This is a genomic window from Glycomyces sp. NPDC049804 (genome assembly GCF_040674615.1).
In the GTDB taxonomy this organism is placed as follows: domain Bacteria; phylum Actinomycetota; class Actinomycetes; order Mycobacteriales; family Micromonosporaceae; genus Glycomyces; species Glycomyces niveus.
In genome coordinates, this window is the sequence record NZ_JBFAMQ010000011.1 from 13863 (window position 1) to 36935 (window position 23073).

Annotated in this window: 26 protein-coding genes and 1 pseudogene; 14 read left to right on the forward strand and 13 right to left on the reverse strand. The window is 70.8% G+C overall.

The window, feature by feature from the left end; translation table 11 throughout:
* From AB0K52_RS17535 to AB0K52_RS17545, 3 genes are all read right to left on the reverse strand, one after another.
* Nucleotides 1-402 (reverse strand): hypothetical protein, encoded by a 402-nt coding sequence (locus AB0K52_RS17535; RefSeq protein ID WP_363533043.1) that lies wholly within the window; start codon nucleotides 400-402, stop codon nucleotides 1-3.
* A 168-nt stretch (nucleotides 403-570) separates the two neighbouring features.
* Entirely contained in the window at nucleotides 571-780 is a 210-nt protein-coding gene (locus AB0K52_RS17540) for a DUF397 domain-containing protein (RefSeq protein ID WP_363533046.1), read from the reverse strand.
* Nucleotides 781-829: 49 nt separating this feature from the next.
* Complete coding sequence (locus AB0K52_RS17545) at nucleotides 830-1666, reverse strand: helix-turn-helix transcriptional regulator (RefSeq protein ID WP_363533049.1); 837 nt, start codon at nucleotides 1664-1666, stop codon at nucleotides 830-832.
* 214 nt (nucleotides 1667-1880) lie between these two features.
* Here AB0K52_RS17545 and AB0K52_RS17550 point away from each other — a divergent pair, with 214 nt between their 5' ends.
* On the forward strand, nucleotides 1881-2237 hold the full coding sequence (locus AB0K52_RS17550; RefSeq protein WP_363533052.1) for a hypothetical protein: 357 nt from the start codon (nucleotides 1881-1883) through the stop codon (nucleotides 2235-2237).
* A 29-nt stretch (nucleotides 2238-2266) separates the two neighbouring features.
* Complete coding sequence (locus AB0K52_RS17555) at nucleotides 2267-2485, forward strand: hypothetical protein (protein WP_363533054.1); 219 nt, start codon at nucleotides 2267-2269, stop codon at nucleotides 2483-2485.
* 52 nt (nucleotides 2486-2537) lie between these two features.
* On the opposite strand, the gene AB0K52_RS17560 is transcribed toward AB0K52_RS17555, so the two are convergent.
* On the reverse strand, nucleotides 2538-3383 hold the full coding sequence (locus AB0K52_RS17560) for a hypothetical protein (RefSeq protein WP_363533057.1): 846 nt from the start codon (nucleotides 3381-3383) through the stop codon (nucleotides 2538-2540).
* Between the two features lie 94 nt (nucleotides 3384-3477).
* A complete protein-coding gene (locus AB0K52_RS17565; RefSeq protein ID WP_363533060.1) occupies nucleotides 3478-3861 on the reverse strand; it encodes a hypothetical protein in 384 nt (127 codons plus the stop codon).
* A gap of 355 nt (nucleotides 3862-4216) precedes the next feature.
* On the opposite strand from AB0K52_RS17565, the gene AB0K52_RS17570 reads away from it, so the two are divergent.
* Nucleotides 4217-4831 (forward strand): DUF4926 domain-containing protein, encoded by a 615-nt coding sequence (locus tag AB0K52_RS17570; protein WP_363533063.1) that lies wholly within the window; start codon nucleotides 4217-4219, stop codon nucleotides 4829-4831.
* A gap of 63 nt (nucleotides 4832-4894) precedes the next feature.
* Nucleotides 4895-5413: a hypothetical protein gene (locus AB0K52_RS17575; protein WP_363533065.1), complete on the forward strand. Its 519-nt coding sequence runs from the start codon at nucleotides 4895-4897 to the stop codon at nucleotides 5411-5413.
* Nucleotides 5414-5440: 27 nt separating this feature from the next.
* Here AB0K52_RS17575 and AB0K52_RS17580 read toward each other — a convergent pair whose 3' ends face one another.
* Both AB0K52_RS17580 and AB0K52_RS17585 read right to left on the reverse strand, forming a co-directional pair.
* A complete protein-coding gene (locus AB0K52_RS17580) occupies nucleotides 5441-5965 on the reverse strand; it encodes a GNAT family N-acetyltransferase (protein WP_363533068.1) in 525 nt (174 codons plus the stop codon).
* Nucleotides 5966-6006: 41 nt separating this feature from the next.
* The gene (locus AB0K52_RS17585) at nucleotides 6007-6711 is read right to left on the reverse strand and encodes a sulfotransferase domain-containing protein (protein ID WP_363533071.1); all 705 of its coding nucleotides are present in this window, start codon (nucleotides 6709-6711) and stop codon (nucleotides 6007-6009) included.
* A gap of 146 nt (nucleotides 6712-6857) precedes the next feature.
* On the opposite strand from AB0K52_RS17585, the gene AB0K52_RS17590 reads away from it, so the two are divergent.
* From AB0K52_RS17590 to AB0K52_RS17610, 5 genes are all read left to right on the forward strand, one after another.
* Nucleotides 6858-8234, forward strand: a complete 1377-nt coding sequence (locus tag AB0K52_RS17590; protein ID WP_363533074.1) for an extracellular solute-binding protein — start codon at nucleotides 6858-6860, stop codon at nucleotides 8232-8234.
* A gap of 164 nt (nucleotides 8235-8398) precedes the next feature.
* Nucleotides 8399-9382, forward strand: coding sequence for a sugar ABC transporter permease (locus AB0K52_RS17595; RefSeq protein ID WP_363533077.1), 984 nt, complete (start codon nucleotides 8399-8401; stop codon nucleotides 9380-9382).
* Between the two features lie 146 nt (nucleotides 9383-9528).
* Nucleotides 9529-10350: a carbohydrate ABC transporter permease gene (locus AB0K52_RS17600; protein ID WP_363533079.1), complete on the forward strand. Its 822-nt coding sequence runs from the start codon at nucleotides 9529-9531 to the stop codon at nucleotides 10348-10350.
* Between the two features lie 5 nt (nucleotides 10351-10355).
* The gene (locus tag AB0K52_RS17605; protein WP_363533082.1) at nucleotides 10356-11720 is read left to right on the forward strand and encodes a Gfo/Idh/MocA family oxidoreductase; all 1365 of its coding nucleotides are present in this window, start codon (nucleotides 10356-10358) and stop codon (nucleotides 11718-11720) included.
* On the forward strand, nucleotides 11717-13303 hold the full coding sequence (locus AB0K52_RS17610) for a glycoside hydrolase family 13 protein (RefSeq protein WP_363533085.1): 1587 nt from the start codon (nucleotides 11717-11719) through the stop codon (nucleotides 13301-13303). The genes AB0K52_RS17605 and AB0K52_RS17610 overlap by 4 nt, the downstream gene beginning before the upstream one ends.
* 113 nt (nucleotides 13304-13416) lie before the next feature.
* On the opposite strand, the gene AB0K52_RS17615 is transcribed toward AB0K52_RS17610, so the two are convergent.
* Complete coding sequence (locus tag AB0K52_RS17615) at nucleotides 13417-13833, reverse strand: hypothetical protein (RefSeq protein WP_363533088.1); 417 nt, start codon at nucleotides 13831-13833, stop codon at nucleotides 13417-13419.
* A 144-nt stretch (nucleotides 13834-13977) separates the two neighbouring features.
* Between AB0K52_RS17615 and AB0K52_RS17620 the strand changes: the two genes are divergently transcribed.
* Both AB0K52_RS17620 and disA read left to right on the forward strand, forming a co-directional pair.
* Complete coding sequence (locus AB0K52_RS17620; RefSeq protein WP_363533091.1) at nucleotides 13978-14571, forward strand: hypothetical protein; 594 nt, start codon at nucleotides 13978-13980, stop codon at nucleotides 14569-14571.
* Between the two features lie 280 nt (nucleotides 14572-14851).
* Nucleotides 14852-15874, forward strand: a complete 1023-nt coding sequence (disA, locus tag AB0K52_RS17625; protein WP_208497420.1) for a DNA integrity scanning diadenylate cyclase DisA — start codon at nucleotides 14852-14854, stop codon at nucleotides 15872-15874.
* Between the two features lie 3 nt (nucleotides 15875-15877).
* Here the strand turns inward: disA and AB0K52_RS17630 are convergent, their stop codons facing one another.
* Nucleotides 15878-16537 (reverse strand): hypothetical protein, encoded by a 660-nt coding sequence (locus AB0K52_RS17630; protein ID WP_363533093.1) that lies wholly within the window; start codon nucleotides 16535-16537, stop codon nucleotides 15878-15880.
* A 244-nt stretch (nucleotides 16538-16781) separates the two neighbouring features.
* Here AB0K52_RS17630 and AB0K52_RS17635 point away from each other — a divergent pair, with 244 nt between their 5' ends.
* Nucleotides 16782-17684 (forward strand): A/G-specific adenine glycosylase, encoded by a 903-nt coding sequence (locus tag AB0K52_RS17635; protein WP_363533096.1) that lies wholly within the window; start codon nucleotides 16782-16784, stop codon nucleotides 17682-17684.
* A 510-nt stretch (nucleotides 17685-18194) separates the two neighbouring features.
* On the opposite strand, the gene AB0K52_RS17640 is transcribed toward AB0K52_RS17635, so the two are convergent.
* The 4 genes from AB0K52_RS17640 to AB0K52_RS17655 all read right to left on the reverse strand — a co-directional run bounded on the left by AB0K52_RS17640 (nucleotide 18195) and on the right by AB0K52_RS17655 (nucleotide 21152).
* Nucleotides 18195-19061, reverse strand: a complete 867-nt coding sequence (locus AB0K52_RS17640) for a PrsW family intramembrane metalloprotease (protein ID WP_363533099.1) — start codon at nucleotides 19059-19061, stop codon at nucleotides 18195-18197.
* A gap of 1 nt (nucleotide 19062) precedes the next feature.
* Nucleotides 19063-19590 carry a hypothetical protein gene (locus AB0K52_RS17645; RefSeq protein WP_363533102.1) on the reverse strand — a complete coding sequence of 176 codons (528 nt, stop codon included), beginning with the start codon at nucleotides 19588-19590 and terminating at the stop codon, nucleotides 19063-19065.
* A gap of 298 nt (nucleotides 19591-19888) precedes the next feature.
* A complete protein-coding gene (locus AB0K52_RS17650; protein ID WP_205328228.1) occupies nucleotides 19889-20110 on the reverse strand; it encodes a BldC family transcriptional regulator in 222 nt (73 codons plus the stop codon).
* A gap of 205 nt (nucleotides 20111-20315) precedes the next feature.
* Entirely contained in the window at nucleotides 20316-21152 is an 837-nt protein-coding gene (locus AB0K52_RS17655) for a hypothetical protein (RefSeq protein ID WP_363533105.1), read from the reverse strand.
* A 149-nt stretch (nucleotides 21153-21301) separates the two neighbouring features.
* On the opposite strand from AB0K52_RS17655, the gene AB0K52_RS17660 reads away from it, so the two are divergent.
* Entirely contained in the window at nucleotides 21302-22372 is a 1071-nt protein-coding gene (locus tag AB0K52_RS17660; RefSeq protein WP_363533107.1) for a Glu/Leu/Phe/Val dehydrogenase dimerization domain-containing protein, read from the forward strand.
* 281 nt (nucleotides 22373-22653) lie between these two features.
* Nucleotides 22654-22827 (forward strand): annotated as a pseudogene (locus AB0K52_RS17665) (DUF3073 domain-containing protein); the annotation flags it as partial.
* Nucleotides 22828-23073: the final 246 nt, after the last annotated feature.

The window sequence follows — 23073 nt, forward strand, 5'->3', positions numbered from 1 at the left end:
CTAGGCGTGGAGGGCGTCCTCGATCTTGCGGACCATGTCGGCCATGACGGGGCTGGGCTCGCCCTTGTGGGCGCGGTCAGCGGCGTCGATGACGACCTTGATGATGGAGCGGAAGTTCTCGGCCTCGGCGGGGTCGTGCGCTTCGAGGATCCGCACCGACTCGGTGATCGCGGGGAAGACCTGGTCGGCGAGCTCGGCGGTGGATTTGCCCTTGAGCTTGAGCCCCTTGGCGTCGGCGACGATGTGGCCGACGGTGCCGGTCGCGGCGGTCAGGGCCAGGGAGGCGTCGGTGCCGATCTTGTGGGCGGACCCGGCGATCCCGGCGGCGGAGAGCAGCGAGACGGCGCCGTAGGCGGCGGTGCGGATGGTGATCTGGTCCTGGGCGGAGAGGCTGGCGGTCATTTCGGTGCTCCTTCAAGCGTTTCGTCGAGGTGTTCCTCGTTGATGGAGCAACTATCGGCGCCCGCCCTTACGCGCCCCTGACATCGCGCTGACACGGTCGCTGACGCGACCATCGCGGGTCGGCGCGCCCGCATCCGGCTCCGCAAACGACAAGAGCGGCCCCCGGCATCAGCCGGGAGCCGCTGCTGCTCGTCTCGGTAAGCGGGCGGAGGTGGCGCGCAGGAGGCTCGCGAACTCGGGGGCGGCGAGCTCGAAGACAGGGGACTCGTGGCCGAGCTTCGAGTCACGGACCTGGAACTGGCCCTCGAAGGACCGGGCCTCGACGCAGTTCTGGTCGGCACCGCTGTCGCTGCTGCGGCTCGACTTACGCCAGGTCACGCGGCACTCGACGCAGTTCGGATTTGCGTTGTCGCTGCTCCGGCTCGACTTACGCCAGGAGGTTGCTTGCATCAATGAACTCCTTCATCGGGACGGCAGTCGGCGGCTGCTTCGTTTCCTGGAAAGCCGCTTCGTAGCGCTTGACGACCTTCTCAGAGTCCTCGTAGTGGCTCCCGTGGAGAGATTCTAGATAGACCGTCGTGGGGAACACATTGTCGGGGAAGTACATGATCCGGTAGGGACCGGGGACACTCGGGTAGTGGCCCGAGGCGAAAGGTACCACCCACATCTCGATGTTGTCGCGCTCGTTGAGTTCGAGGAGATGCCTCATCTGACCTCGGATCACCTCCGCGCCTCCGACCTCACGACGCAGTGCAGCCTCATCCGTGATGTAGGCGATCTTCGGCGGATTCTCGCTGTTCAGCACAGCTGCCTGCCTGTCCACCCGCAACCCGTTCCCGGGGCCACGATTCGCTCCGGAAGCATCCGCGCTCAGGCCCGCCATGTAGGCCTCAGTCTGGAACAGACCAAACACAAGGCTCTGCCCCATGACCCGAATGGTGCCGGCCGCCCCTTCCTGCTCAATGTAATGAACGAACTCCGGCGAGACGTCGTAGTCGTGGTACCAGCCGTGCGAGTCGGCCGCGTCCACGAGTGCGACCAGGTGTTGCGACTCAGCAGTCGACAGCTCGTAGATGTACGCCGCCGAGTAGGCATCCGGGAGTTTGAGCGAGTCATTCGTGCCCGCCTCCAACTTGCGGTACTTGGACTCTGACATTCCCATGCGTCGGGCCGCCTGGGCCACGCTCATGTTGTTCGCGCGCAGACGGAACTGCCGGATCTGCCTTCCGAAGAGGACCTTCGCGATATACGGAGAGTGAGTCATGCGTTTCAGATTCCCATGTCTCCCACCGATGTGGGTAGTGCAACTCAGTCGCTCAATTTGATCGGGTGAGAATGCCTGCACTGCAGGTCCTTCACCCGCAGGTCGGGTCGTCTTACCGTGGAATCGGGGGCGTGGCACCTCCCGCACAGGAAAGGGCTCCCTGCCCGGTGCAAGCGGGCAGGGAGCCCGTACCAACGGAAGATGGAGACTTCTGATGGCATCCACCAGAGTACGAGGGGCGGGTCCGCTCGGCCGAGGACCGGATCTCGATCGCGTCCCCGAGCGCATGGACTTCGTCGGCGGCTGGGTCACCGGTGAGGGCGAGAAGATCGAGCTGTGGACCGACAACCGGATCGGTGACGGCCTGCTGGTCCAGTCCGCGCCGGAGTGGGAGCGGCTGGCGACGTTGTATTACGCGGGCGGGGTCACGCGCGCCACGGTGTGGCACGGCGCGGCCAACGAGCGGTCCGAGGAGTGGCGAGAGGGCCAGAAGGCCCGGGTCGCCGCCGCGATCGCGGTGGAGTTCTCGAACGGTCCGGGGAGTTTCTACAAGTCGACTTGCGGCGCATGAGTGTCGTGGGGACATTCGACTTCCAAGGGATGACGATCGAGGTGCAGCGCACGCGCGTGCATCTCATCGGGGACGAGGTGTTCTGGCTGCACCGGATCGCACCGGATCCGCAGGCGACGATCGCGATCCGGCGCAACGGCAGGCTCGCGGTGAGCTGGGAGGCCGGATTCAAGGAGGAGAGCGTCGCCTACGCGGCGCTGACCATGGCCTTCGACGATTTCCTCGGGAAGCGCGGCAGGGCTTCCTGAGCCGTTCGCGAGGAGCGGGCCTCAGACGAGAGGCCCGCTCCGCAAGAGGCCGCTACTCGCTGAACAGCCGCTCGATGTCGTCGGTGACGGCTGCCTGGTCGAGCCAGTGATCGAGCTGCGACTGGTCCTGGCAGGCGAGGATCTTCCGGCTGATTCGATCGGGGACGGCGATGCCGCGCGCGGCGAGCACCCGCAGGATCGAGCGGGCCTCGCCCTGAGTCTGGCCTTCTTCGCGGCCTCGGGCGAGCAGCTCTTGGGCGTACTCGTTCTGGTACATCTGGTAGTTGCGCTTCATGAGTTCTCTCCAGGTGTCGGCTGCGTCCCCTCGCAGGCCGCCGAGCAGGATGTCAGCATACCGCTTGGCTTGGTCCGCGGGGATGGTCGCAAGTGCGTCGGCTAGGTGTTCGAGATTGTCTTGGGAGGACTTGTCCGCGAATGCGAACAGCAGGTTGAGTCCGAGGTCGGACTGAGGGTCGAGCTCGTCGAGGCAGATCACGATCGGCCGGACGAGCGACTGGCCCAGGCCGCCGTCGATCGGCTCGCGCGCCCATTCGGCGGTCTTGGCCGAGACGGTGAGCACGACCAATACGGTCGGGCACCCGTGCTCCACGCGGAAGCCGAACAAGAAGTGCGGCCAGTCGAAGAGCTTCTTCTTCGACGGTCGATGCTGCATCTCCACGATGACCGCCAGCTGGGGGCGTCCGTTCTTGCGGAAGACGCGCACCGAGTCCGCGAGCACCTCGATCGGTTCGCGGATCGTGGCGGACTCGCCCGCGCTGTCGACCGAGTCGTGTTCGGGGACCTCCTTTCCGGTATTGCGTTCGATCAGGCTTTCGAGCAGGCCGGGGACCTGCTCGACCAGCTCGAGTACATGTTCATGCCGGGAGCCGACAGGCATCCGGACTCCTTTCTTCGGGTGTTCCCCTCGCCTGTCAGAGCCGAGGGGAGACTGCCGCTCGCCATGCGGCGATCGGCAAGTGGACGAGCCGGGGTCAGCGCAGGGCGCTCGTGATCCGGCGGAGGGCGCGGAGCAGCGCGGCCTTGAAGCGGCCTTCGCGGCGGGGCTCGAGTTGGGCCTGCGCGAGGACCGCGGAGTGGTCGAGGAAACGGGTCCAGGCGTCCTCGCGGAGCTTGCCGAAGGTCACGGCCGGTTCGGGATAGGGCCGGGGGCGGCGGGGGTCGGGGAGTTCGCCGCGGCGGTGGCGGCCGGTGCGGCGGTCGGACTGGAAGGCGGGGTCGGCCTCCCACAGCCACGGCCCGGGGTCGAGCGGGTCGTAGGGCTTGCCGCCGATGAGGTAGGTGTCGCCTTTGCGGTGGCGATTCGAATCGCCCTGCCCGCCGTCCAGGGTCCAGGGTCGATTCTGGGGTACGCTCAAGCTGACCATAGGAGGGTTTCCCTTCTTGGTTTACCTTCAGCGGGCCGCCGAAAATCTTGCCGGATGTGCGGTGGCCCGCGCTTACGTTCTTCGCTTGTGAGTTCGAGTGCCGCGCACTGCGCGTGCAACAAGCGTTACATGAGACTCATGGGAACGGCATCCCCGACACGCCGTGAAATCCACTTCGACGCAGAAGCGTCTAGTTAGCGATCACTTTCGGGCGCATGCGACTCGGACGATCTCCTTGCACGCCCCGACAAGAGCGACCGGGACCCCTCCCGAAGATGCCTTGGTACAACACGGTTCTCGAGGGCTTGCCTGCGCCTTCGCCGTCGAGTCCGCTGAGGAGTCTGCGATGAACCGTCCCTCCCACCCCGCGCTCCCTCGCATGCCCGGCTCAGCGATCCTCGCCGTCGTTTTCCTTGGGCTGAAGTCGGTTGTCGGCCTGATCTTCGGTACCGTCACCGCCTCGATGATCCCGCCCGGCGTGACCGCGCTGTTGGTGCTGGGAGGCCTGCTCAACGCAGCGCTCGCCATCGGCCTCGTGATGCGCCAGAACTGGGCGCGGATCACCGGCATGGTGCTGTCCGGCATAGCGATCGGGATCGTGGTCATCGAGACGGCGGCGGCCGGAGGGGCCTCCGGTGGCAACCCCGCGAGCATCGGGCTCTCGATCCTGCTGCTCTTCGTGCTCTCCCACCGGAACACGCGCGCCTGGTGCGTGGGCCGCGGCCCGAATGAGACGCCGCTGGGAGCCGCCGGGCCGGAGCCGTTCACGTACCTCGACCGGGTCGTACTCCTCGAAGACATCGACGACCTCGGACTGCGGGCCGGTGCGGTCGGTACGGTCGTCGACCTCCCCGCCGAGCCGGACACCGTCCTCGTCGAGTTCGGCGACCACGCCGACCGCGAGCCGATCCAGGTCACGCTGCACGTCAGCGAGGTCCGACCGGCCGCCGAGGCCGGGTAGGGCGCGGGGCGGCGCAGGCGGCATATGGTGGTCGCCGCAACGCGATTCGACCGAGGAGTGGACATGTTCGAAGACCGACTCGCCGCATTCGCGAACCAGCACTTGGAAGGCCGCCCCGTCCCGGCCGACCTGCGCGTGATGCTGCTGGCGCAGTGGGAGGGCCGCAACGACTTCCGCGACCTGCTCGACCTCCAGTTCTTCGAGCCCGACCAGCTGAACCCGCTCTTCGACACCAGCTACCTGCGCCCCGAGGAGCTTGCCGATCCCGATATGCAGGCGGTCAACGCGGGCGCGGCGGCGACGGCCGAGTACGCCGAGCTCATCGCCGAAGGCGGCAAAGGCTGGATCGGCTACTGGTTCCACCCCGGCCAGCCCGCGGACCAGCCTGCTCCGCTGCTCGAACTCGACACCGAGTTCACGTTCTGGAGCCTCGCGGGCCGGACACTCGCCGAAGCATGCGCCGTCGAAGTACCAGGACGACAAACGCGCGGCGTTCACCCCGATTGGCGCCCCGGCTGGCAGAACTCGGCCTGCCCCTCGACACCGACGACTACGACGCGGTCGTCGAACCCGAGTACATAGTGGATCCTGGAGCGCTCATGGAGGAGTTCATGGACGCCGAGCGGGAGAAGCGCGGCCTCGAATGAGACCGTCCCCGCCGAGGCGCTCGCCGAGCGGCATGACCATGAACCGCTCGACCCCTGCCTCCGAAGCGACCTCGAAGCCGTTTCGCTGGTACAGGCGCAGCGCCGCCGCATTGTGCTCGTAGACCGCGAGTCGCAGCTCCGACGCGCCCTCGGCCCTCGCCCGGTCCGCGACCGCCCTGATCAGAGCGTCACCGACGCCAAGGCCCCTCGAGGCGGGTCTCACCCACATCGCGATCAGCCCTCGCGCCGCCGGATCCTCAGCGGGCACGCCGCTCGCCATCCCCGCCGGGGCACCGTCGACCTCGGCGACCAGGTTGTGCGAGCCGGGCATCGCCAGACGCGACCGCCAGCGCTCCTCCCGGTCGCCGTCGCCCTGCCAGTCGGCCAGGCGGGAGCCGAACGCGTCGGGCGCTTCGGCGAGCGCCGCGAGCCGCAGGTCCCTCCACAGGCGCCAGTCGTCGGCGCCGAGCGCGCGCATCTCGATCACGGTCGCAGTGTGGCAGTCCGCGGCGGCGGGCCGCCAGCGCATTACCGGTAGCCGTTGAGCCGCATGGCGGTCGCGTTGTCGGGCTGGTCCCAGAACAGGTCGTGGAGGTCGGGCGGGAGTTCGGTCGTGTGGGCGCCGGTGATGCCGGCGCGGAAGAAGCCGGGTTCGCGGGCGTTGAGCTCGCCGAAGGCGGGGATCGGGGCGTCAGGGTCGGGCCGCAGGCTGGGGGCGGCTTTGCCGACGGCGGCCTCGACGGTGGCGCGGGGGTCGGCGATGAGGTCTTCGAAGCGGACCCAGACCGGTTCGGGGCTGGTGGAGGAGCTCCAGGAGAGGACGTTCTGGCCCCAGCCGCCCGTGCCGCCGGTGCGGCGGGTGATGATCGCGCGGGCCTCGGCGGCGAACCGGTCCTCGTAGTCGGGTTCGCCCGCGAGGTGGGCGGTGTTGAGGCGCGCCCAGGAGACCACCGAGTCGCGGCCGTCGCGCACGAGGCAGATGGCGCGGTCTTGCTCGGCGATGACAGCGTCGCCGCGCTGGCGGTGGGTTTTGACGAAGTGGACTTCGTCGCAGGCGCGCATCTCGTCGAAGCCGGCGGGTCGTTCGCGGGCGTCCATGAGGGCGGTGCCGATCTGGGCGGCGACGCCGTCGACGTCGTAGACGACGTAGGTCGGCACCTGGTAGAGGCGGTGGAGGGCGATGCGGAAGAAGGTGTTGCCGGAGCGGGGATATGAAGCGAGCCAGACGATCACCGCGCCAGCGTACGGGCCGCCCCGGACACCGGGGGTTTTCGGGCGAACCGGGGTTCGTCGACACGGAGGGGTACCGCGCGGCCACTCATCGCCGCTATAGTGCGGATTGGACGCTGTTCGCGCCGATTCGCCCCTTAGGAGCGGCTATGAGGACAATGACGACCTGCGTAGCGGCCGCAATGCTGCTGCTCGCCGTATCCGCCTGCAGCCCAGAGGAGTCCGAGGAGGGCGACGGTTCGATCGTCTTCTGGACGCCGTACACCACCCCGGAGCGGATCGCGGCGCAGCAGCCCGTGATCGACGCGTTCACCGAGGCCACGGGTATCGAGGTGGAGATGGTCCCGCTCGAGCCGGACCAGGCCGGGCAGACGCTCGTCACCTCGGCCGCGTCGGGCGACGTGCCCGACGTGATCGCGCACAACCCGTCCAGCACGGCCGCGTGGGCGGCGCAGGGTCTGCTCGACGACCGAGCGCCGCAGGAGGTCGTCGACGAGCTGGGCGCGGACACGTTCAGCCGGGCGGCGCTCGACATGGTCACGATCGGCGGGAGACTGCACGCCGTGCCCTCGGACGGGTGGGGCCACACGATCGCCTACCGCACCGATCTGTTCGAGGCCGCCGGGCTCGAGCCGCCCGCGTCCGTCGCCGACATCGCGGCGGCGGCCGAGGCGCTCGACGCGGACGGCTTGGCGGGCATCGCGATCGGCACGACCCCCGGCGACGTGTACACGCAGGAGGGCATCGAGTCGATGCTGCTCCCGTTCGGCTGCCGGTTGGCGACGGACGGGCAGGTGACCATCGACTCGCCCGAATGCGTCGAGGGCCTGGCCCACTACCAGCGGCTCGCGACCGCGGCCGGACCGGCGCAAATGGACGTCGAGGCGGCCCGGGCCGCGTACCTGTCCGGGTCGGCCGCGATGGTGCTGTTCTCCTCGCACATCGTCGACGAGGTCGCGGGCCTCGACGTCGACAACCCGGTGACCTGCGCCGAGTGCGCGGACGATCCGCGGTTCCTCGCCGAGAACACGGCGTACCTGACGACGTTCACCGGCACCGGCGCCGAGGCGCCCGTCGAGTACGGGCAGACGACGAACTACGGCATCCCGGCGGGCGCGAATACCGCTGACGCCAAGGAGTTCGTGAAGTTCATGCTCAGCGACGGGTACGTGGAGAACCTGGCTTCGGCGACCGAGGGCCGCATCCCGGTGCGGCCGGGCCCCGAGGCCCGGTCGACGGAGTATCTGGACGCGTGGTCGGCGCTGCCGTTCGGCAACGACCAGGCGCAGGAGCTCTCGATCGAGCAGGTCTACGGCCCGGCGCTCGTGGAGCGGCTCGCAGCCGGGGCCGAGGAGTTCACGCGGTGGGGCTGGGGGACGCCGGACGCCGAGCTCGCCGGGATCGTCTTCTCGCAGACGATCCTCGCCACCGAGGCCGAAGCGCTCTTCGACGGCGCCCCGCCCGCCGAGGTCGCGGGCGCAATGGCCGCGAGTGTGGAAGCGGCGCAGCAGGACCTGGGCGGATGAGCACCGACGGGGCGGGACGCCAGAGCGGGCCGGCGGGCGGCCATGCCCCCGAGCGGCGGATCGGGCGACCCCCGGATTCGAACAGCGGCGCCGATCCGGTGTCGGACCCCGGTGGCACGTTTGAAACCGGGGGCCCTTCCCCAGCGGCCCCCAGCGCTGTCGGCGTGCGCGCCGCCGAACGCACCACCCGGCGGGCCGTCCCTGAACCGCCGCGCGATCGCCACCGCAAGCCCCTGACGCTCTCGCGCCGCGAGGACCTGCACGGGCGGCTCCTGGTCGGCCCCACGGTGATCGTGGTGCTGCTGTTCGCAGTGCTGCCGTTCCTGGCGGTCGCCCTGTTCGCCTTCCTCGACGTGCGACTGGTCGACATCCCGCGCCTCTACATCGACAACCTCGTCTTCACCGGCGACAACATCGCGGCCGTATGGAACTCGCCCCGGTTCTGGTCGGCCGCGACGACCACCGTCGTCTACGCGGCGGCGTCCTCGGCCGGGGCGGTGCTCGTCGGGCTCGGGGTCGCGCTGGCGCTGCGGCGGCCGTTCCGGGGGCGCGGGCTGATCCGGGCGCTCGTGCTCGTGCCTTACGTGCTTCCGGTGGTCGCGGCGGCCACGATCTGGAAGACGCTGCTCAACCCCGGGTACGGCCTGGTGAACGCGGTGGGCGTGGAGTGGCTCGGGTGGGCCGAGCCGATCGCGTTCCTGACGACCACGACCCGCGACCTCGGGCCGTTCGCAGTGCCGGTGGCGCTCATGTGCGTGATCGCGTTCGAGGTGTGGAAGACCTTCCCGCTCGCGTTCCTGTTCATCACCGCGCGGCTGCAGGTGGTGCCGGAGGACATCGAGGAGGCCGCGCAGATCGACGGGGCCGGGAAGACGCGGATCTTCCGGCACCTGCTGCTGCCCGAGCTCGCGGGGGTGATGGCGCTGCTCGCGGTACTGCGGTTCCTGTGGTCGTTCCAGAACTTCAACGACATCTACCTGCTCACCGGCGGCGCGGGCGGCACCGAGGTGCTGGCGGTGCGGGTCTACTCGGAGCTGGTGGTGCGCGCGAACATCGGCACCGCCTCGGCCACTGGACTGCTCATGACCGGGATGCTCCTGGTCGTGGTCGCGGTCTACGCGTGGATGATCAAGCGGGAGCGGGCATGAGCGAGACTCGCACTGAAGATTCGACTCACCCGATCGTGTCGGGGGACGCCGAAAATGTCGTACCCCCGAGGGAGCCTGGAAACCGGGGGTCCTCTCCCGGAGGTGCGCGGCGCTTCCGGCGTGCCCGCCTCACCGCCGAGGACCGCGTGCTCGGCGTCCTCCGGTGGGCCGTCATCACCGTCGCGGTAATCGCCACCGCCGGACCGCTGCTCTACGGCATCCTGCTCTCCCTGCGGCCCTTCCAGTCCGTGGTCTCCGAACCGCTCGACCTGATCCCCTCACTCGACGAGATCACCGTGGACTCCTACCCGACCACCATCGCCGAATACGGCCTCGGCGGCAACATGTGGAACTCCCTCCAGGTCGCGCTCGCCACCGCCGCGCTCGCGATCCTCTTCAGCGTCCTCGGCGCGTACGCGGCCGTGCGGCTGCGCTTCCTCGGCCGAGACACGGTCAACGTCGTCTTCCTCGGCGTCTACCTCCTCCCCGGCATCGTGCTCGCCGTGCCGCTGTTCGTGCTGCTCAGCCGGGTCGGGCTCACCGGTTCGCTCGGCGGCCTCGTCTTCGTGTACGTCGCGCAGACCGTGCCCGTGGCCCTGTACATGCTCCGCACCTACCTCGTCGCCGTGCCGTCCTCAGTGGAGGAAGCGGCGATGATCGACGGGTGCGGCCGCCTCGCCCTCATCCGCCGCGTCGTACTCCCCCTCGCCCTCCCCGGCGTGGCCGCCACCGCCCTCTACGTGTTCATGATCGCCTGGAACGAGTACCTGTTCGCGCTGCTCTTCCTCGTCGCCGACCGCGACCGCTGGACGGTCTCGCTTAGCATCGCGCAGCTCACCGAGTTCTCGGTGCCCACCACCGTGCTCATGGCCGGGTCGATCGCGATCACCGTCCCCGTGGTCGCCGGGTTCTTCCTGGCGCAGCGGCTGCTCGTCACGGGGCTCACCTCCGGAGCCGAGAAAGGCTGAGACACATGGCAATCCGACTGGGCATCCTGGGCGCGGGAGCGCGCGGCTCCGACACCTACGGCCGCTGGGCGATCAAGCGGCCCGACCGCGCCGCCGTCGCGGCCGTCGCCGACCCCGTCCCGTACCGGCGCGACCGGCTCGCCGACGCCGGGACCGTGCCGGCCGCGCACCGCTACGCCGACTGGCGCGACCTCATCGCCGACGCCGAGGCGATCGGCCTGGACGCGTTCGTGATCGCCCTGCCCGACCGGCTCCATCTGGACGCCGCGCTCGCCGCCATCGAGACCGGCCTCCCCGTCCTCCTCGAGAAGCCCGCCGCGACCACGGCCGGCGACCTCGAAGCGCTCGCGTCCGCCGCCCGGGACCGCAAGGCCCGCATATGGATCGGCCACGTGATGCGCTACCAGCCGTTCTGGATCGCGATCCGGCGGCTCGTCGACTCGGGGGCGATCGGCCGACTCGTGACCATGCGTGTCGAGGAGAACATCGGGTTCTGGCATTACGCGCACTCGTACGTGCGCGGCAACTGGCGCAACCTCGCCACCTCCAGCCCGATGGTGCTCGCCAAGACCTGCCACGACCTCGACATGATCCGCTGGTTCGCCGGCGAGTCGCCCGCGTCGGTCGCCAGCGCCGGGTCCCTGACCTACTTCCGGTCCGAGAACGCGCCCGAAGGCGCGCCCGGCCACTGCCTCGACGGCTGCCCGGCGGCCGACTCCTGCCCGTTCTACGCGCCCCGCTACTACGTTGAGGCCCTAGCGGACCGGGACGGCTGGCCGGTGGCGCTCCTCGGCGACGACACGAGCCCCGAGGGCCGCCTCGAGGCGCTGCGGGCCGGGCCGTACGGGCGGTGCGTGTTCCACTCGGACAACGACGTCGTCGACCACCAGCAGACCGTCGTCGACTTCCCCGGCGGGCTCACCGCGACCCTCTCGACCTCGGCGTTCACCGGGCAGAACACGCGGACCGTGCGGCTCACCGGGACGGCGGGGGAGATCGCCGGGAACCTGCGGACGGGCACGTTCGAGGTCGACCTGTTCTCGCCGGCCGCCGTCCTGCCGGTGCTGCCCGGTGCTCGGATCGGGCAGCGGTTCACGCGGCCTCCCCTGGGGCACAGGGTGTTCGAGATCCACGCCGGGCCGGCGGAGGACGAGCCGAGCCGCGGCCCCCAGCCGCCGGGCGGCGGCGCGCCGGACCACCGGGGGCATTCGGGCGGCGACGAGGCGCTGATCGACGCGTTCGTCACCGCGCTCGAGGGCGGCGAGTCGGCCGCCACGGACCTGGAGGCCGCTCTGGACAGTCACCGGATGGCGTTCGCGGCCGAGCGCTCGCGGCTCGAGCGGCGCACGATCCCTTGGGAGGCAATGTGACGTGGTGGCGGGGCGCAGCGATCTACCAGGTGTACCTGCGCAGTTTCGCGGACGGGAACGGCGACGGGATCGGCGACATCGCGGGCCTCGAATCGCGGCTCGGTTACCTGCGGGACCTCGGCGTCGACGCGCTCTGGATCAACCCGTGGTACGCCTCGCCGATGGCCGACGGCGGCTACGACGTGGCCGACTACCGGGCGATCGACCCGGCCTTCGGCACCCTCGCCGACGCCGAGCGCCTCATCGCCGCGGCGCACGCGGCCGGGCTGCGGATCATCGTCGACCTCGTCCCGAACCACACCTCGGACCAGCACCCATGGTTCCAGGAGGCGCTGCGCGACGGCCCCGGTTCGCCTGCGCGCGAACGGTTCCACTTCCGCGACGAGGTGAACAACTGGCAGTCCCGCTTCGGCGGCCCGGCATGGTCCCAAGTGGAGGACGGGCAGTGGTACCTGCACCTGTTCGACGCCTCCCAGCCCGACCTGAACTGGGACCACCCGGAGGTGCGGGCCGAGTTCCCCTCGATCCTGCGGTTCTGGCTGGACCGGGGCGTGGACGGCTTCCGCATCGACGTGGCAGCGCGCCTGGTCAAGCAGGCCGGGCTGCCCGACAAGCGGGGTCGGTTCGAGGGCGTGCCGACCTTCGCCGACCTCGACGAGGAGCCGGACAAGGACCGGCCCGAGGTGCACGAGATCTATCGGGACTGGCGGCTCGTCCTCGGCGAATACGGGCCTGAGCGGGTGTTCGTGGGCGAGATCTGGGTGCGCGACCCCGAGCGGTTCGCGCGCTACCTGCGCCCCGACGAGCTGCACACGGCGTTCAACTTCGAGTTCCTCAAGTGCGCGTGGGAGGCCGGGGCGCTGCGGGAGGTCATCGACCGGACCCTCGCGACGCATGCCGGTGTCGGCGCGCCGCCGAGCTGGGTGCTGTCGAACCACGACGTGACGCGGCACGTGACCCGCTACGGCCGCGCGCGCAGCTCGTTCCTCAAACGCGAGCACGGCGTCCCGACGGACCTCGCGCTCGGCACGCGGCGGGCGCGGGCGGCCGCGCTGCTGAGCATGGCCCTGCCGGGCGGCGTGTACGTCTACCAGGGCGACGAGCTCGGGCTCCCGGAGGTGTTCGATCTGCCCGATGCGCTCCGCGAGGACCCCGTCTTCGCGCGGACCGGCGGACTCGACCTGGGCCGGGACGGCTGCCGGGTGCCGCTGCCGTGGGGCGGCGACGCGCCGCCGTTCGAGTTCGGCCCCGGTGGCGCGTGGCTGCCGCAGCCGCCCGAATGGCGTGACCTCACCGCCGCCCGGCAGCTGGGCGACCCCGAGTCGATGCTGTCGCTCTACCGGCTCGCATTGCACCTGCGCCGCACCGAACCCGCGCTCGGCGACGGCGGGATGCGGTGGCTCGAGAGCGAACCGGGCGTGCTCGCGTTCGAGCGCGACCCCGGGTTCCGGTGCGTCGTCAACCTCACCGACGACGAGATCGAGCTCCCCGCAGGCGAACCGCTCATCGCCAGCGCGGTATTGCAAGGGCGCGAGGGGGATCGGCTCCCGCCGGACGCGGCGGTGTGGCTGCGCACGGCCTGATCGCGCCGCCGTTGACCGCCAGCGCACGGCAAGGACGCAAGGAGGACCAGGTCCCGCCCAACCCGGCCGTGAAGCTGCGCACGGCCTGATCCGCCACCGCTCACCCCCGCCGCTCACCGCGAGCACCACGCGATCGAAGCCCCTCTGAGCACTGCGATCACCGAAAGTGCGCTGAGCGCCAGGAAGCAGCCACCGACGTATGAGGACCCGTCGGTAAAGGCCTGGGCGAGTCCTCCGAAGAGGACGGCCGCGACCTCGAAGGCGATCGCGGTCCGCCGCGCCCAGCGGCGGCGGCGCAGCAGCGGCACGGACACCGCGATCCACAAGGTCGAGACAGCGGCAATGCCGATCGCGCCTGCCATGAGAGTGCCGGGGAACCTTTCGCCGGTTTGCCGCTGGATGTCGATGCCCGTCACGAAGAGTCCGGTGGCGGCCAAGACCCCGAGTCCGGCGCGGAACCATATGCATACGGCGGTGAGCCAGATGGTCCTGGGCGCGTGCTCGCGGGCGGGCGGCGATGCGGTCGTCATGGAGGACTCCAGCCGTGGTCGGGGTGCGACCGCAGGTTAGGCCCCTGCGGTCGGGACCGGTCCCAGTGCGGGAGGGCAGGCGATTCGGCAGTCCGTGGCGCGGGTCGCCGGGTCTGGTTAGCATTGCCGCCGAGGAGGTGCGGCGTGCGCAGGAACTCGGAGTGGGTGGCGATCGAGCGCAGTTCGCCGACCCGTCGGATCTCCTCGCTGGTGCTCTATTCGGTCGCGTGCACGGCCTTGGTCGTGGGCCTGTTCCTGCTGGTGCGCACCGAGCCGGAGACGCTGGACTCGGGGGAGCCGAACCCGGTGGCGGCGCTGCCGGGGTTCTTCACCGTGATGGCGCTGCTGGGGGCGGCGAGCTTCCTCGTGCCGCTGGTGCGGCCGCCGAAGCTGATGGTGAACCATTTCGGGCTGCGGGTGCGGGCGGGTTTCGGCAAGAGCCTGCTCATCCCGTGGAGCAACGTCGAGGAGCTGGCGGCGATCCATGTGGGGTCGAAGCGGCGGGGCGCGTCGTATCTGCTGTTCGCGGCGGACAGCTACCTGGGGCGCGGCGGGTCGGACCGGCCGGGGTTCCTGGGGCGCTCGGTGCTGCGGGAGGCGAACCGGGCCACCGAGGGCCTGGTGGCGGGTTTCGATCTCGCGGTGCGCTGCAAGGACTTCGCGCTCGAGCCCCAGCAGCTGCTGGCGCGGCTGGCGTCGTTCGCGCCGGGTCATGTGCAGGTCGTGGACCGGCTGTAGGGGACGACGCGCCGGTTTGTTCGCCCTGAGCGAAATCGGGCCGGGCCGCACGTCGCGGCCCTGGTGCTCTCCGAGGCGGGGCCGGGATGGGCGGGTTGCCCTAAATGCCGCTCCCTGACCCGCGCTGGTGATCCGTACACTGGAGGCGACCTGACGTTCCGCCCCTGAACGAACCGGTCACCTCAACCGCCCGGCCCCCCACGCCCGGCGGACCGTCCAGCATTTGGGGGTACCCGTGGCGTCGATCCCGGACGAGGGCCTGCGCGCGACCCTGGCCACCATGGCGCCCGGCACCGCGCTGCGCGACGGCCTCGAGCGCATCCTGCGGGGCCGCACCGGCGCGCTCATCGTCGTCGGCTGCGACAGCCTCGTCGAGGAGATCTGCACCGGCGGTTTCGAGCTCGACATCGAGTTCTCCGCGACCCGCCTCCGCGAACTGTGCAAAATGGACGGCGCGATCGTGATCACCACGGACGGCTCGCGCATCGTGCGCGCCGGCGTCCACCTCATGCCCGACCCCTCCATCCACTCGAACGAGTCGGGCACCCGGCACCGCACCGCCGAGCGCGTCGCCATCCAGACCGGGTTCCCCGTGATCTCGGTGAGCCAGTCGATGCACACCATCGGCCTCTACATGGGCTCGATCCACCACCTGCTCGAGCCCTCCACGCAGATCCTCTCCCGCGCCAACCAGGCCCTCGCCACGCTCGAGCGGTACAAGCTGCGGCTCGACGAGGTCGCCGGGAGCCTCTCCAGCCTCGAGATCGAAGACCTCGTGACCGTGCGGGACGCCGTCACCGTCCTCCAGCGCCTCGAGATGGCCCGCCACATCGCCGACGAGGTCGAAGGGCACGTGATCGAGCTCGGCACCGACGGGCGGCTCCTCGCCCTCCAGCTCGACGAGCTCATGGCCGGCGTCGACACCGACCGCGAGCTCATCGTCCGCGACTACCTGCCCGACGGCGAGGACTACCGCAAAGCCCTCCGCGCCGTCGACTCCATGCGCTCCCCCGACCTGCTCGACCTCATCGCGGTCGCGCGCTCGCTCGGGTACCCGAACTCGCCGGACGTGCTCGACCGGCGGGTGAGCCCGCGCGGCTACCGCATGCTCGCCAAGGTGCCGCGGCTGCCCGAAGCGGTGATCGAACGGGTCGTAGGGCACTTCGGGGCACTGCCGGAACTGCTCGGCGTCACCGTCGAAGAGCTGCAGGACGTCGACGGGATCGGCCCCGGGCGCGCGCAGAGCATCCGCGAGTCGCTCACCCGCCTCGCCGAGGTCTCGATCCTCGACCGCTACCTCTAGACCTCAGGTCAGGCGCAGCGTCGTCGGCGACGAGACCGCGTCGCCCAGGCGCGCCCGCAGCTCGTACTCGCCCGCGGGCAGCTCCCGGCGGGCGCCCGCGCACTCCGCCTCGGACGCCAGTCCGTCCACCGTGAACTCGATCGTCTGGCCGGCGCCGTCCGCGAGCTCGACCTGCTCGCCCTGCGGCGTCTCGCAGTGCGCGGTCGAGTAGACGACGTCCGCGCCGGCGGTCAGCTCCACGGCGACCTCGCGCAGGTCCGCGGTGCACGCGGTGTCCGCGCCGCTCGCGACGAGGACGCTCACCGGCACCTCCGAACCCGACCGCGCCTCGTCGAACGCGGCCACCACCTGCAGCATCAGGTCCTCGGCCGCGCAGGGCTCCACCGCCGGCTCCGTGGGCGACGGCTCCTCGCTCGGCTCGGCGCTCGGCGTTTCGCGCAAATACGGGCGGTTCACGGTCGAGTCCGACGACGGCGGCACCCACTCGTTCTGGGCCGCATCCGCTTCGGCCTCGGGCTTCTCCTCGCCGCCGCCGAGCGCGCTGAGGCCGACCACCACCAGCAGGACGAACGCGAGCACCGCCCCGGCCACGATCGCCCGCCGCTTCCAGTACACCGACTCCGGCTCCGAGCCCTTCACGAACCTGCCCCTGAAACCCTGCACGCCGGGACGCTAACGCAACGGAGTCGCATGAGAGCGGAATTACACGCACCCGGACCCGCAGCGCACCCGGAAATGTCGCACCCCGCTGCCACCGTTGCAACCGGGGGCCCTTCCCCGGCCGAGGCGAGTGCTCGTGGCGTGCCCGGCGGACCGGCCGAGCCCCGCGGAGTCCGGCTGAGTCCGGCCGAGCCCGGCCGCGGACCCTCCCGTCCGATCGTCGGACCCCGCACCGACAATGGGAGGCATGCTCGCCGCCGACACCGCACCGGCACTGCCGTCCCCCGCGACCCTCAGCGCCCGCCTGCTCCCCTGGTTCGACGCGCACCACCGCACCGAACTGCCCTGGCGCCGACCGGGAACCACCGCGTGGGGCGTGCTCGTCTCCGAGGTCATGAGCCAGCAGACCCAGGTCGCCCGCGCCGCCCCCGTGTGGGAGGCCTGGATGGCGCGCTGGCCGACCCCGGCCGACCTCGCCGCCGCCCCGACCGCCGACGTCCTGCGCGAATGGGGCCGCATGGGCTACCCGCGCCGGGCCCTGCGCCTCCAGGAGTGCGCGCGGATCGTCGCCACCGAGCACGGCGGCGTCGTCCCGTCGGACCCGGCCGAACTCGAAAAGCTCCCCGGCATCGGCGTCTACACCGCCGCCGCGGTCGCGGTCTTCCACTACGGCGGACGCCACGCGGTGGTGGACACCAACGTGCGCCGCGTCGTCGCCCGCCTCGGCGGCAAGAGCGACGCCGGCACCGCCACCACCAAGGCCGACCTCGCCGCCGCCGAGTCGCTGCTGCCCGACGACGCGCCGACCGCCGCGCGCGTCTCGATCGCGCTCATGGAGCTCGGGGCGCTGATGTGCAAGGCGCGCGCGCCCGAATGCGGGGCCTGCCCGGTGAGCGCCGTGTGCGGCTTCTCCGGGCAGGAGGTCCCGGCCGGGCCGAGCCGCAAGCGCCAGACCTACAAAGGCACCAACCGGCATGTGCGCGGCGAGGTCATGGCGCTGCTGCGGGACGCCGACGGGCCGGTCGGGCGCGACCGGATCGACGCGGTCTGGCCGGACCGGAGGATGCTCGACGAGGCCGTCGCGCAGCTCATCACCGAAGGGCTCATCGGCACCGACGAATCGGGACGATTCGAACTCCCGAGTCGGTGACAAATCGCACGGCCGCTGGTAGCGTCGAAATCGAGAGAACTTCACGATGCTCGGTCGGCGCCGATTCTCAAATCGGCGGCCCTGGGTCGAACCTCACTCGTCACCAAGTGAGGCGCCGGACGGACCAACGGGTCCACTCACCGCCGGTGCCAGGGCCGAATCGCCTACCGCAGGGCCGCCCCCGAGCGGCCGGCCGGAACACGACGACGCGGCTCGCGCCATGAACCGTCGCGTCGACCGCGGACCGGCCGCACGAAATGCGGGCCAGTGGGAGCGGACGCCTTGAGCGACGGACGCGACCGAGCACGGCAATGCCGTCTCGGTACCGCGCGCTCAGACCGGGGCGGCATTGTTACGTGCCAGCGCACGAATCCTTCTCGCATTCCCGCGCCGACCAGGCGATGTCGTACCCCTGTGGGACGCTGTCCTTTTTCACTGGTAGTGGTGAAGGTGGGACTGGGCGGGTACCCGGGGCCACCCGTATGGCCGCCCTGACCTGCACAGACACGCTCAGGCCGCCTCCGGCTCCCGCTCCACCGGCGCCTCCGCGCGCTTCGCCCACCGCACCAGCCACCATACGATGAGCACCGCCGGCAGGCCCTTGAGCATCACCCCGGCCAGCACGCCGAGCGCGCCCAGCCCCAGCCCGTCGCGCAGCAGCGGCGAATTCCACAGCGCGTGCAGCACGATCACCCCCGCGAGCGACCCGGCCGCGACCCACACCGACCGCGCCGTCCGGCGCGTCGCCGCGAACGCCACCCCCGCGCCCACGATCGCCGTGAACACCGCGTGGCTCCACAGCCCCGCGAGCACCCCGCGCACGATGAAGACCGCGATCACCGGCTCCACCACGTCCCCCGCCCGGTTCAGGACCGTGCTCGACATCGCGAACGCGTACCCCTCCACGATCTGGAACCCCACGCCGCAGAACGCCCCCAGCACGATCCCGTCGAGCACCCCGTGCACCCGCCCCCACGCCATCGCCACCACCAGCACCACGCCCGCGGCCTTCACGACCTCCTCCACCACCGGCGCCGCCAGCACCGGCGACCACCGCTCCGCCCACGCCGGGCCGTACGCGGTCGCCAGCAGGCCGTGCAGCGCCCGCGAACCGAACAGGGACGTCATCACCGCCACGGTCGCCCCCCAGGCGAGGCCGATCGCGAGCGACGCCGCCGGGAGCGAGAGCCGGTCGGCGACGCGTCCGCGCAGCCACCAGAACGGGATCGCGAAGAGCGAGAACAGGACCAGCGCGGTCGTCCCCGCGCGCGGGTAGGCGAGCGCCACCGGGAGCGTGTTGTACAGCAGCAGGATGCCCGCCGCGACGATGAGCAGCACGGCGGTCCACTGCACGGGCGAGGCGGGGTCGAGCCGCATGTCAGGCGGACCCGAAGGACAACTGGCCGATGAGCGCGTCGATTCTGTCCACAGTGTCCGAGTCTAGCGACGCGCCGGTGGCGGTGACCTCGGCGCGGATCGTGTCGTGGACGAATGCGCACGCGAAGCCCGCGCCGGTCTCGGTGACGAAGCTGCGGCCCGCGCCCTCGACGCCGTCGGCGGCGCAGTCGCGCGGTTCGGTGAGCTGGACGCCCGGCTGGACTTCGAGGAGACGCGACATCTCGGCGGCCAGGTACTCGGCGTCGAAGTCGTAGGGGCCCGCGACGGCGATGTCCACTTCGGCCTCGCCGACGAGGAACTCGATGCGGCCGGAGCCGGGCTGGTAGTAGCCGGGGCGCATCCGGACCTCGTCCGGGGCGGTGAGGGTGGCGCCCGCGAGGGTGAACGTCTGCCCGCCCACGTCGACCGTGGGGGAGACGGCCTTGTTCAGGAGGGGCACGGCGAGCGCGAACATGAGGACCACCGCTGCGACGGCGGTGGCGACGGCGAGGCTCTTCGTGCGGGTCACGCTTCAAGCGTGGCATGCGATCCCCGGCGGCGCATCGGGAACGCGCGCGTATGGGAGGGGGCGCCGGCTTCGCCGGGCGTTGCGGGGAGGCGGGCCCTGAGGGAGGGCCCGCGTCCTCGTTCGTCGGAGTCCGCGGCGCCGACTGCCGCGGCTTCGATGGGGCGGTGCAGACCCGGCTGAATGAACCGGGCGGTGTGGCCGGAAGGGTGGTCCGGCCTATTGGTTCCCTTGCCGTGCGACCACGGCGTTCGTGCTGGTTCCAGTGGCGGTGCCCGGTCGGTGGCGCCGCCGCTGCCGGTTACTCAGCGGCGACGCGCTGAGCGGGGATGTCACCGTTGATCAGGGCGCGGATCTCGGACTCGCGGTAGCGGCGGTGGCCGCCGAGGGTCCGGATGGCCGAGATCTTGCCGGCCTTGGCCCAGCGGGTGACGGTCTTGGGGTCGACGCGGAACATCGCGGCGACCTCGGACGGGGTGAGCAGGGCCTCGGATTCCACCGGAAGGTTCAGCTCTGTCGTCATCGTTCTTCTCCTCCACAGACGGGCTGCGAATCACCGGCGCCGAGCCTTGATTCGTTCCTTCTGCAATCGTCCGGCCTGTCGTAGATGTCCGACATAGTCCGAACGGCCGATTTTGCTTGGACTTTCCGGTCGCGTCGCTCATCCGAGTGATCACTCCACATGCGAACGTGCTGGCAGCGGCCGTGCGATGCCGCGGCGTCCGAGGTCAGTTGAGGCGCTCGGCGAGACGACGATCACGCCACCGGTCGACAAGGCGCGCATAGCAGTCCTGCGCCTCTTCGGGTTCGGAGGCGCCGAGGTGGTCGAGGGCCTGCCAGGTGAGGTCGACCGAGTCCTCGGCGCGCAGCTCCTCGGGGTCGAGCCGCGCGGCCAGGCCGCCGTAGTCGAGTTCGACGATCGAGTCGCGGTGGAAGCCGTCGAGCCACTCGGCGGTCTCGGCCAGGGCCTCGGCGAGTTCGGCGCCTTCGCCGAACTCGGAGCGCACGAGGTTGCGGGCGACGACGAGTCCGGTGCGGGCCTTGGTGATCGGGGTGCGGTAGCGCAGCTGGGCGACGCCGCGCTGGATCACCAGCTCGCGGTCTTCGGGTCGGACGCAGGCGAACCAGCGCAGCGGCACGGACCAGGAGGCGACGTGCTCGTGGGAGTCGGCGGGGGCGTCGTGGCGGTCGGTGCCGTCGTCCAGGGCGACCACTTCGGCCGCCGAGGACAGGAACTCGGGCGGGAACAGCGCCTCGGCGACGGCCTCGGGGGTCAGGCGCCGCACCTCGAGGGCGGAGGCGGCGACGCGGTAGCGGAGGTTCCAGGGGCACACGAGGGGGTCGGCCTGGCGGCCGCGGTCGATGACGTACGCGTCGCGCGGGAACGAGGGCACCCCGCGCCAGGGCCAGCCGATCCGCTCGTAGAGTGCCTCGCGGCGCAGCCGCGGCCCCTCGATGGGGTCGATCGCGCGCCCCGACGCCGCGTACGCACGCCAGTAGTCGGCGTCGGCGAACGCGCCCGCCGGCTCGTAGACGCGCAGATAGGACGCGTTCGGTGCGTACACGAGGCAGATACTTCCATAGTCATATGCTGGGGGCGTAGGCATACCCGCGCTACATCGAGAGTGTCGGCCGAGACCCGGCCGCCCCCTGGGAGGTTCCCGCAGCGACGGCGGCGCAGGGCACCCCCGCGAAACGAACTGGAGAGCAAGCCATGAGCATCTTCGACGGCAGCGGCCACGAGCAGGTCGTGTTCTGCCACGACCCCGATTCGGGGCTGCGCGCGATCATCGCGATCTACTCCACCGCCCTCGGCCCGGCCCTCGGCGGTACCCGCTTCTACCCCTACGCCTCCGAGGAGGACGCCCTCAACGACGTCCTGCACCTCTCCGAGGGCATGGCCTACAAGAACGCGATCGCCGGGCTCGACCACGGCGGCGGCAAGGCCGTCATCTGGGGCGACCCGGCCGTCGACAAGAACGAGGCGCTGCTGCGCGCCTACGGCCGCTTCGTGGAGTCGCTGGGCGGGCGGTACGTGACCGCCTGCGACGTCGGCACGTACGTCGAGGACATGGACCACGTCGCCCGCGAGACGCGCCACGTGAGCGGGCGCAGCCCGGAGGCGGGCGGGGCCGGGGACTCCTCGATCCTCACCGCGTTCGGCGTGTTCCAGGGGATGCGCGCCGCGGCCCTGCACCGCTGGGGCGCAGTGGACCTCGCGGGCCGCACGGTCGGCGTGGCCGGGCTCGGCAAGGTCGGGCGCCACCTCATCCCGCACCTGCTCGAGGCCGGGGCCGAGGTCGTCGCCTGCGACGTGAACCAGGCCGCGATCGACTGGGCGAGGGCGAACCACCCGCAGGTGCGGATCGTCGCCGGCGCCGACGAGCTCATCGCCTCGGGCATCCACGTGTACGCGCCCTGCGCGCTCGGCGGCGTCCTCAACGAGCAGACGCTCAAGACCCTCGACGCCGAGATCGTGTGCGGCGCCGCGAACAACCAGCTGGCCGAACCGGGCGTCGCGGCCGAGCTCGAGCGGGCCGGGATCCTCTACTGCCCCGACTACGTGGTGAACTCGGGCGGGGTCATCCAGGTCGCCGACGAGTACGACGGCGCGTTCGACTTCAAGCGGGCCGAGCGGCGCACCGCCGGGATCTTCGCGACCACCTCGCGCATCCTCGAGCGGGCCAAGGGCGAGGGCACGACCCCGGTCGCCGCCGCGGACGCCATCGCCGAGGAGCGGATGGCCGCCGTCGGCCGGCTCCAGCGGGTGCGCCTGTTCCGCTGACGGCGCGCGTCCCCCGGTGCGCGGACGTGCGCGCCGGGGGGCGCCACCGGTCACCGCCAGTCGTGGCGCCGCTCCGCAAAGTGAGAACACGGCTCACGTTTGGGGCGGTTGTTCGTCCCCGTCTGGTGGTCATCGCCGGTAATCTGTGGCATCCAACTCATGGGCCGGGATGCAGTCCTGCGCCCCAAGGCTGTACCGTAGGAGCCACGAAGAGATTGCAAGCATTCCGGGGCACCTTATCGGCTGCCCCGATGATTTCTGTGCGAGGGGGTCGAGCCAACATGGGGCGAGGCCGAGCTAAGGCGAAGCAGACCAAAGTGGCCCGGAAGCTCAAGTACCACACTCCGAACACCGACATCCGAGCGCTCGAGCGCGAACTCGGCGGCGGTCGTCAGGACGAGGTCGACATTGAGACTCCTGAAGAGGAATCGGACCCTTACGCCGCTTACGCCGATCGGTACGACGGAGACGACGAAGAGCTCCGTGAAGATGACTGGCTCCCGCCAAAGAAGCAGTTAGCCGGACGGCTCCGTGAGCCGACCGGGCGGGCCCTCCCGACCGATACCGCAATCTCCACATCCAGTGTGAGCTCAGCCAGTGAGCGCAGACGTCCCTAGCGGACCCTGCGCCGCGGCCAGAGGTCCGCTCCCCCACGAGCGGGCGCGAGGCGCTGGAGCAAAGACCTCGGGTACCGGTACCGA

Excerpts from the sequence above, each read along its gene's own strand:
- AB0K52_RS17550 (WP_363533052.1), top strand. The coding sequence starts at position 1,881 with ATGGCATCCACCAGAGTACGAGGGGCGGGTCCGCTCGGCCGAGGACCG.
- AB0K52_RS17570 (WP_363533063.1), top strand. The coding sequence starts at position 4,217 with ATGAACCGTCCCTCCCACCCCGCGCTCCCTCGCATGCCCGGCTCAGCG.
- AB0K52_RS17535 (WP_363533043.1), bottom strand. The coding sequence starts at position 402 with ATGACCGCCAGCCTCTCCGCCCAGGACCAGATCACCATCCGCACCGCC.
- AB0K52_RS17590 (WP_363533074.1), top strand. The coding sequence starts at position 6,858 with ATGAGGACAATGACGACCTGCGTAGCGGCCGCAATGCTGCTGCTCGCC.
- disA (WP_208497420.1), top strand. The coding sequence starts at position 14,852 with ATGGCGCCCGGCACCGCGCTGCGCGACGGCCTCGAGCGCATCCTGCGG.
- AB0K52_RS17560 (WP_363533057.1), bottom strand. The coding sequence starts at position 3,383 with ATGCCTGTCGGCTCCCGGCATGAACATGTACTCGAGCTGGTCGAGCAG.
- AB0K52_RS17640 (WP_363533099.1), bottom strand. The coding sequence starts at position 19,061 with ATGCGGCTCGACCCCGCCTCGCCCGTGCAGTGGACCGCCGTGCTGCTC.
- AB0K52_RS17605 (WP_363533082.1), top strand. The coding sequence starts at position 10,356 with ATGGCAATCCGACTGGGCATCCTGGGCGCGGGAGCGCGCGGCTCCGAC.
- AB0K52_RS17650 (WP_205328228.1), bottom strand. The coding sequence starts at position 20,110 with ATGACGACAGAGCTGAACCTTCCGGTGGAATCCGAGGCCCTGCTCACC.
- AB0K52_RS17635 (WP_363533096.1), top strand. The coding sequence starts at position 16,782 with ATGCTCGCCGCCGACACCGCACCGGCACTGCCGTCCCCCGCGACCCTC.
- AB0K52_RS17555 (WP_363533054.1), top strand. The coding sequence starts at position 2,267 with ATGACGATCGAGGTGCAGCGCACGCGCGTGCATCTCATCGGGGACGAG.
- AB0K52_RS17575 (WP_363533065.1), top strand. The coding sequence starts at position 4,895 with ATGTTCGAAGACCGACTCGCCGCATTCGCGAACCAGCACTTGGAAGGC.
- AB0K52_RS17615 (WP_363533088.1), bottom strand. The coding sequence starts at position 13,833 with ATGACGACCGCATCGCCGCCCGCCCGCGAGCACGCGCCCAGGACCATC.
- AB0K52_RS17660 (WP_363533107.1), top strand. The coding sequence starts at position 21,302 with ATGAGCATCTTCGACGGCAGCGGCCACGAGCAGGTCGTGTTCTGCCAC.
- AB0K52_RS17545 (WP_363533049.1), bottom strand. The coding sequence starts at position 1,666 with ATGACTCACTCTCCGTATATCGCGAAGGTCCTCTTCGGAAGGCAGATC.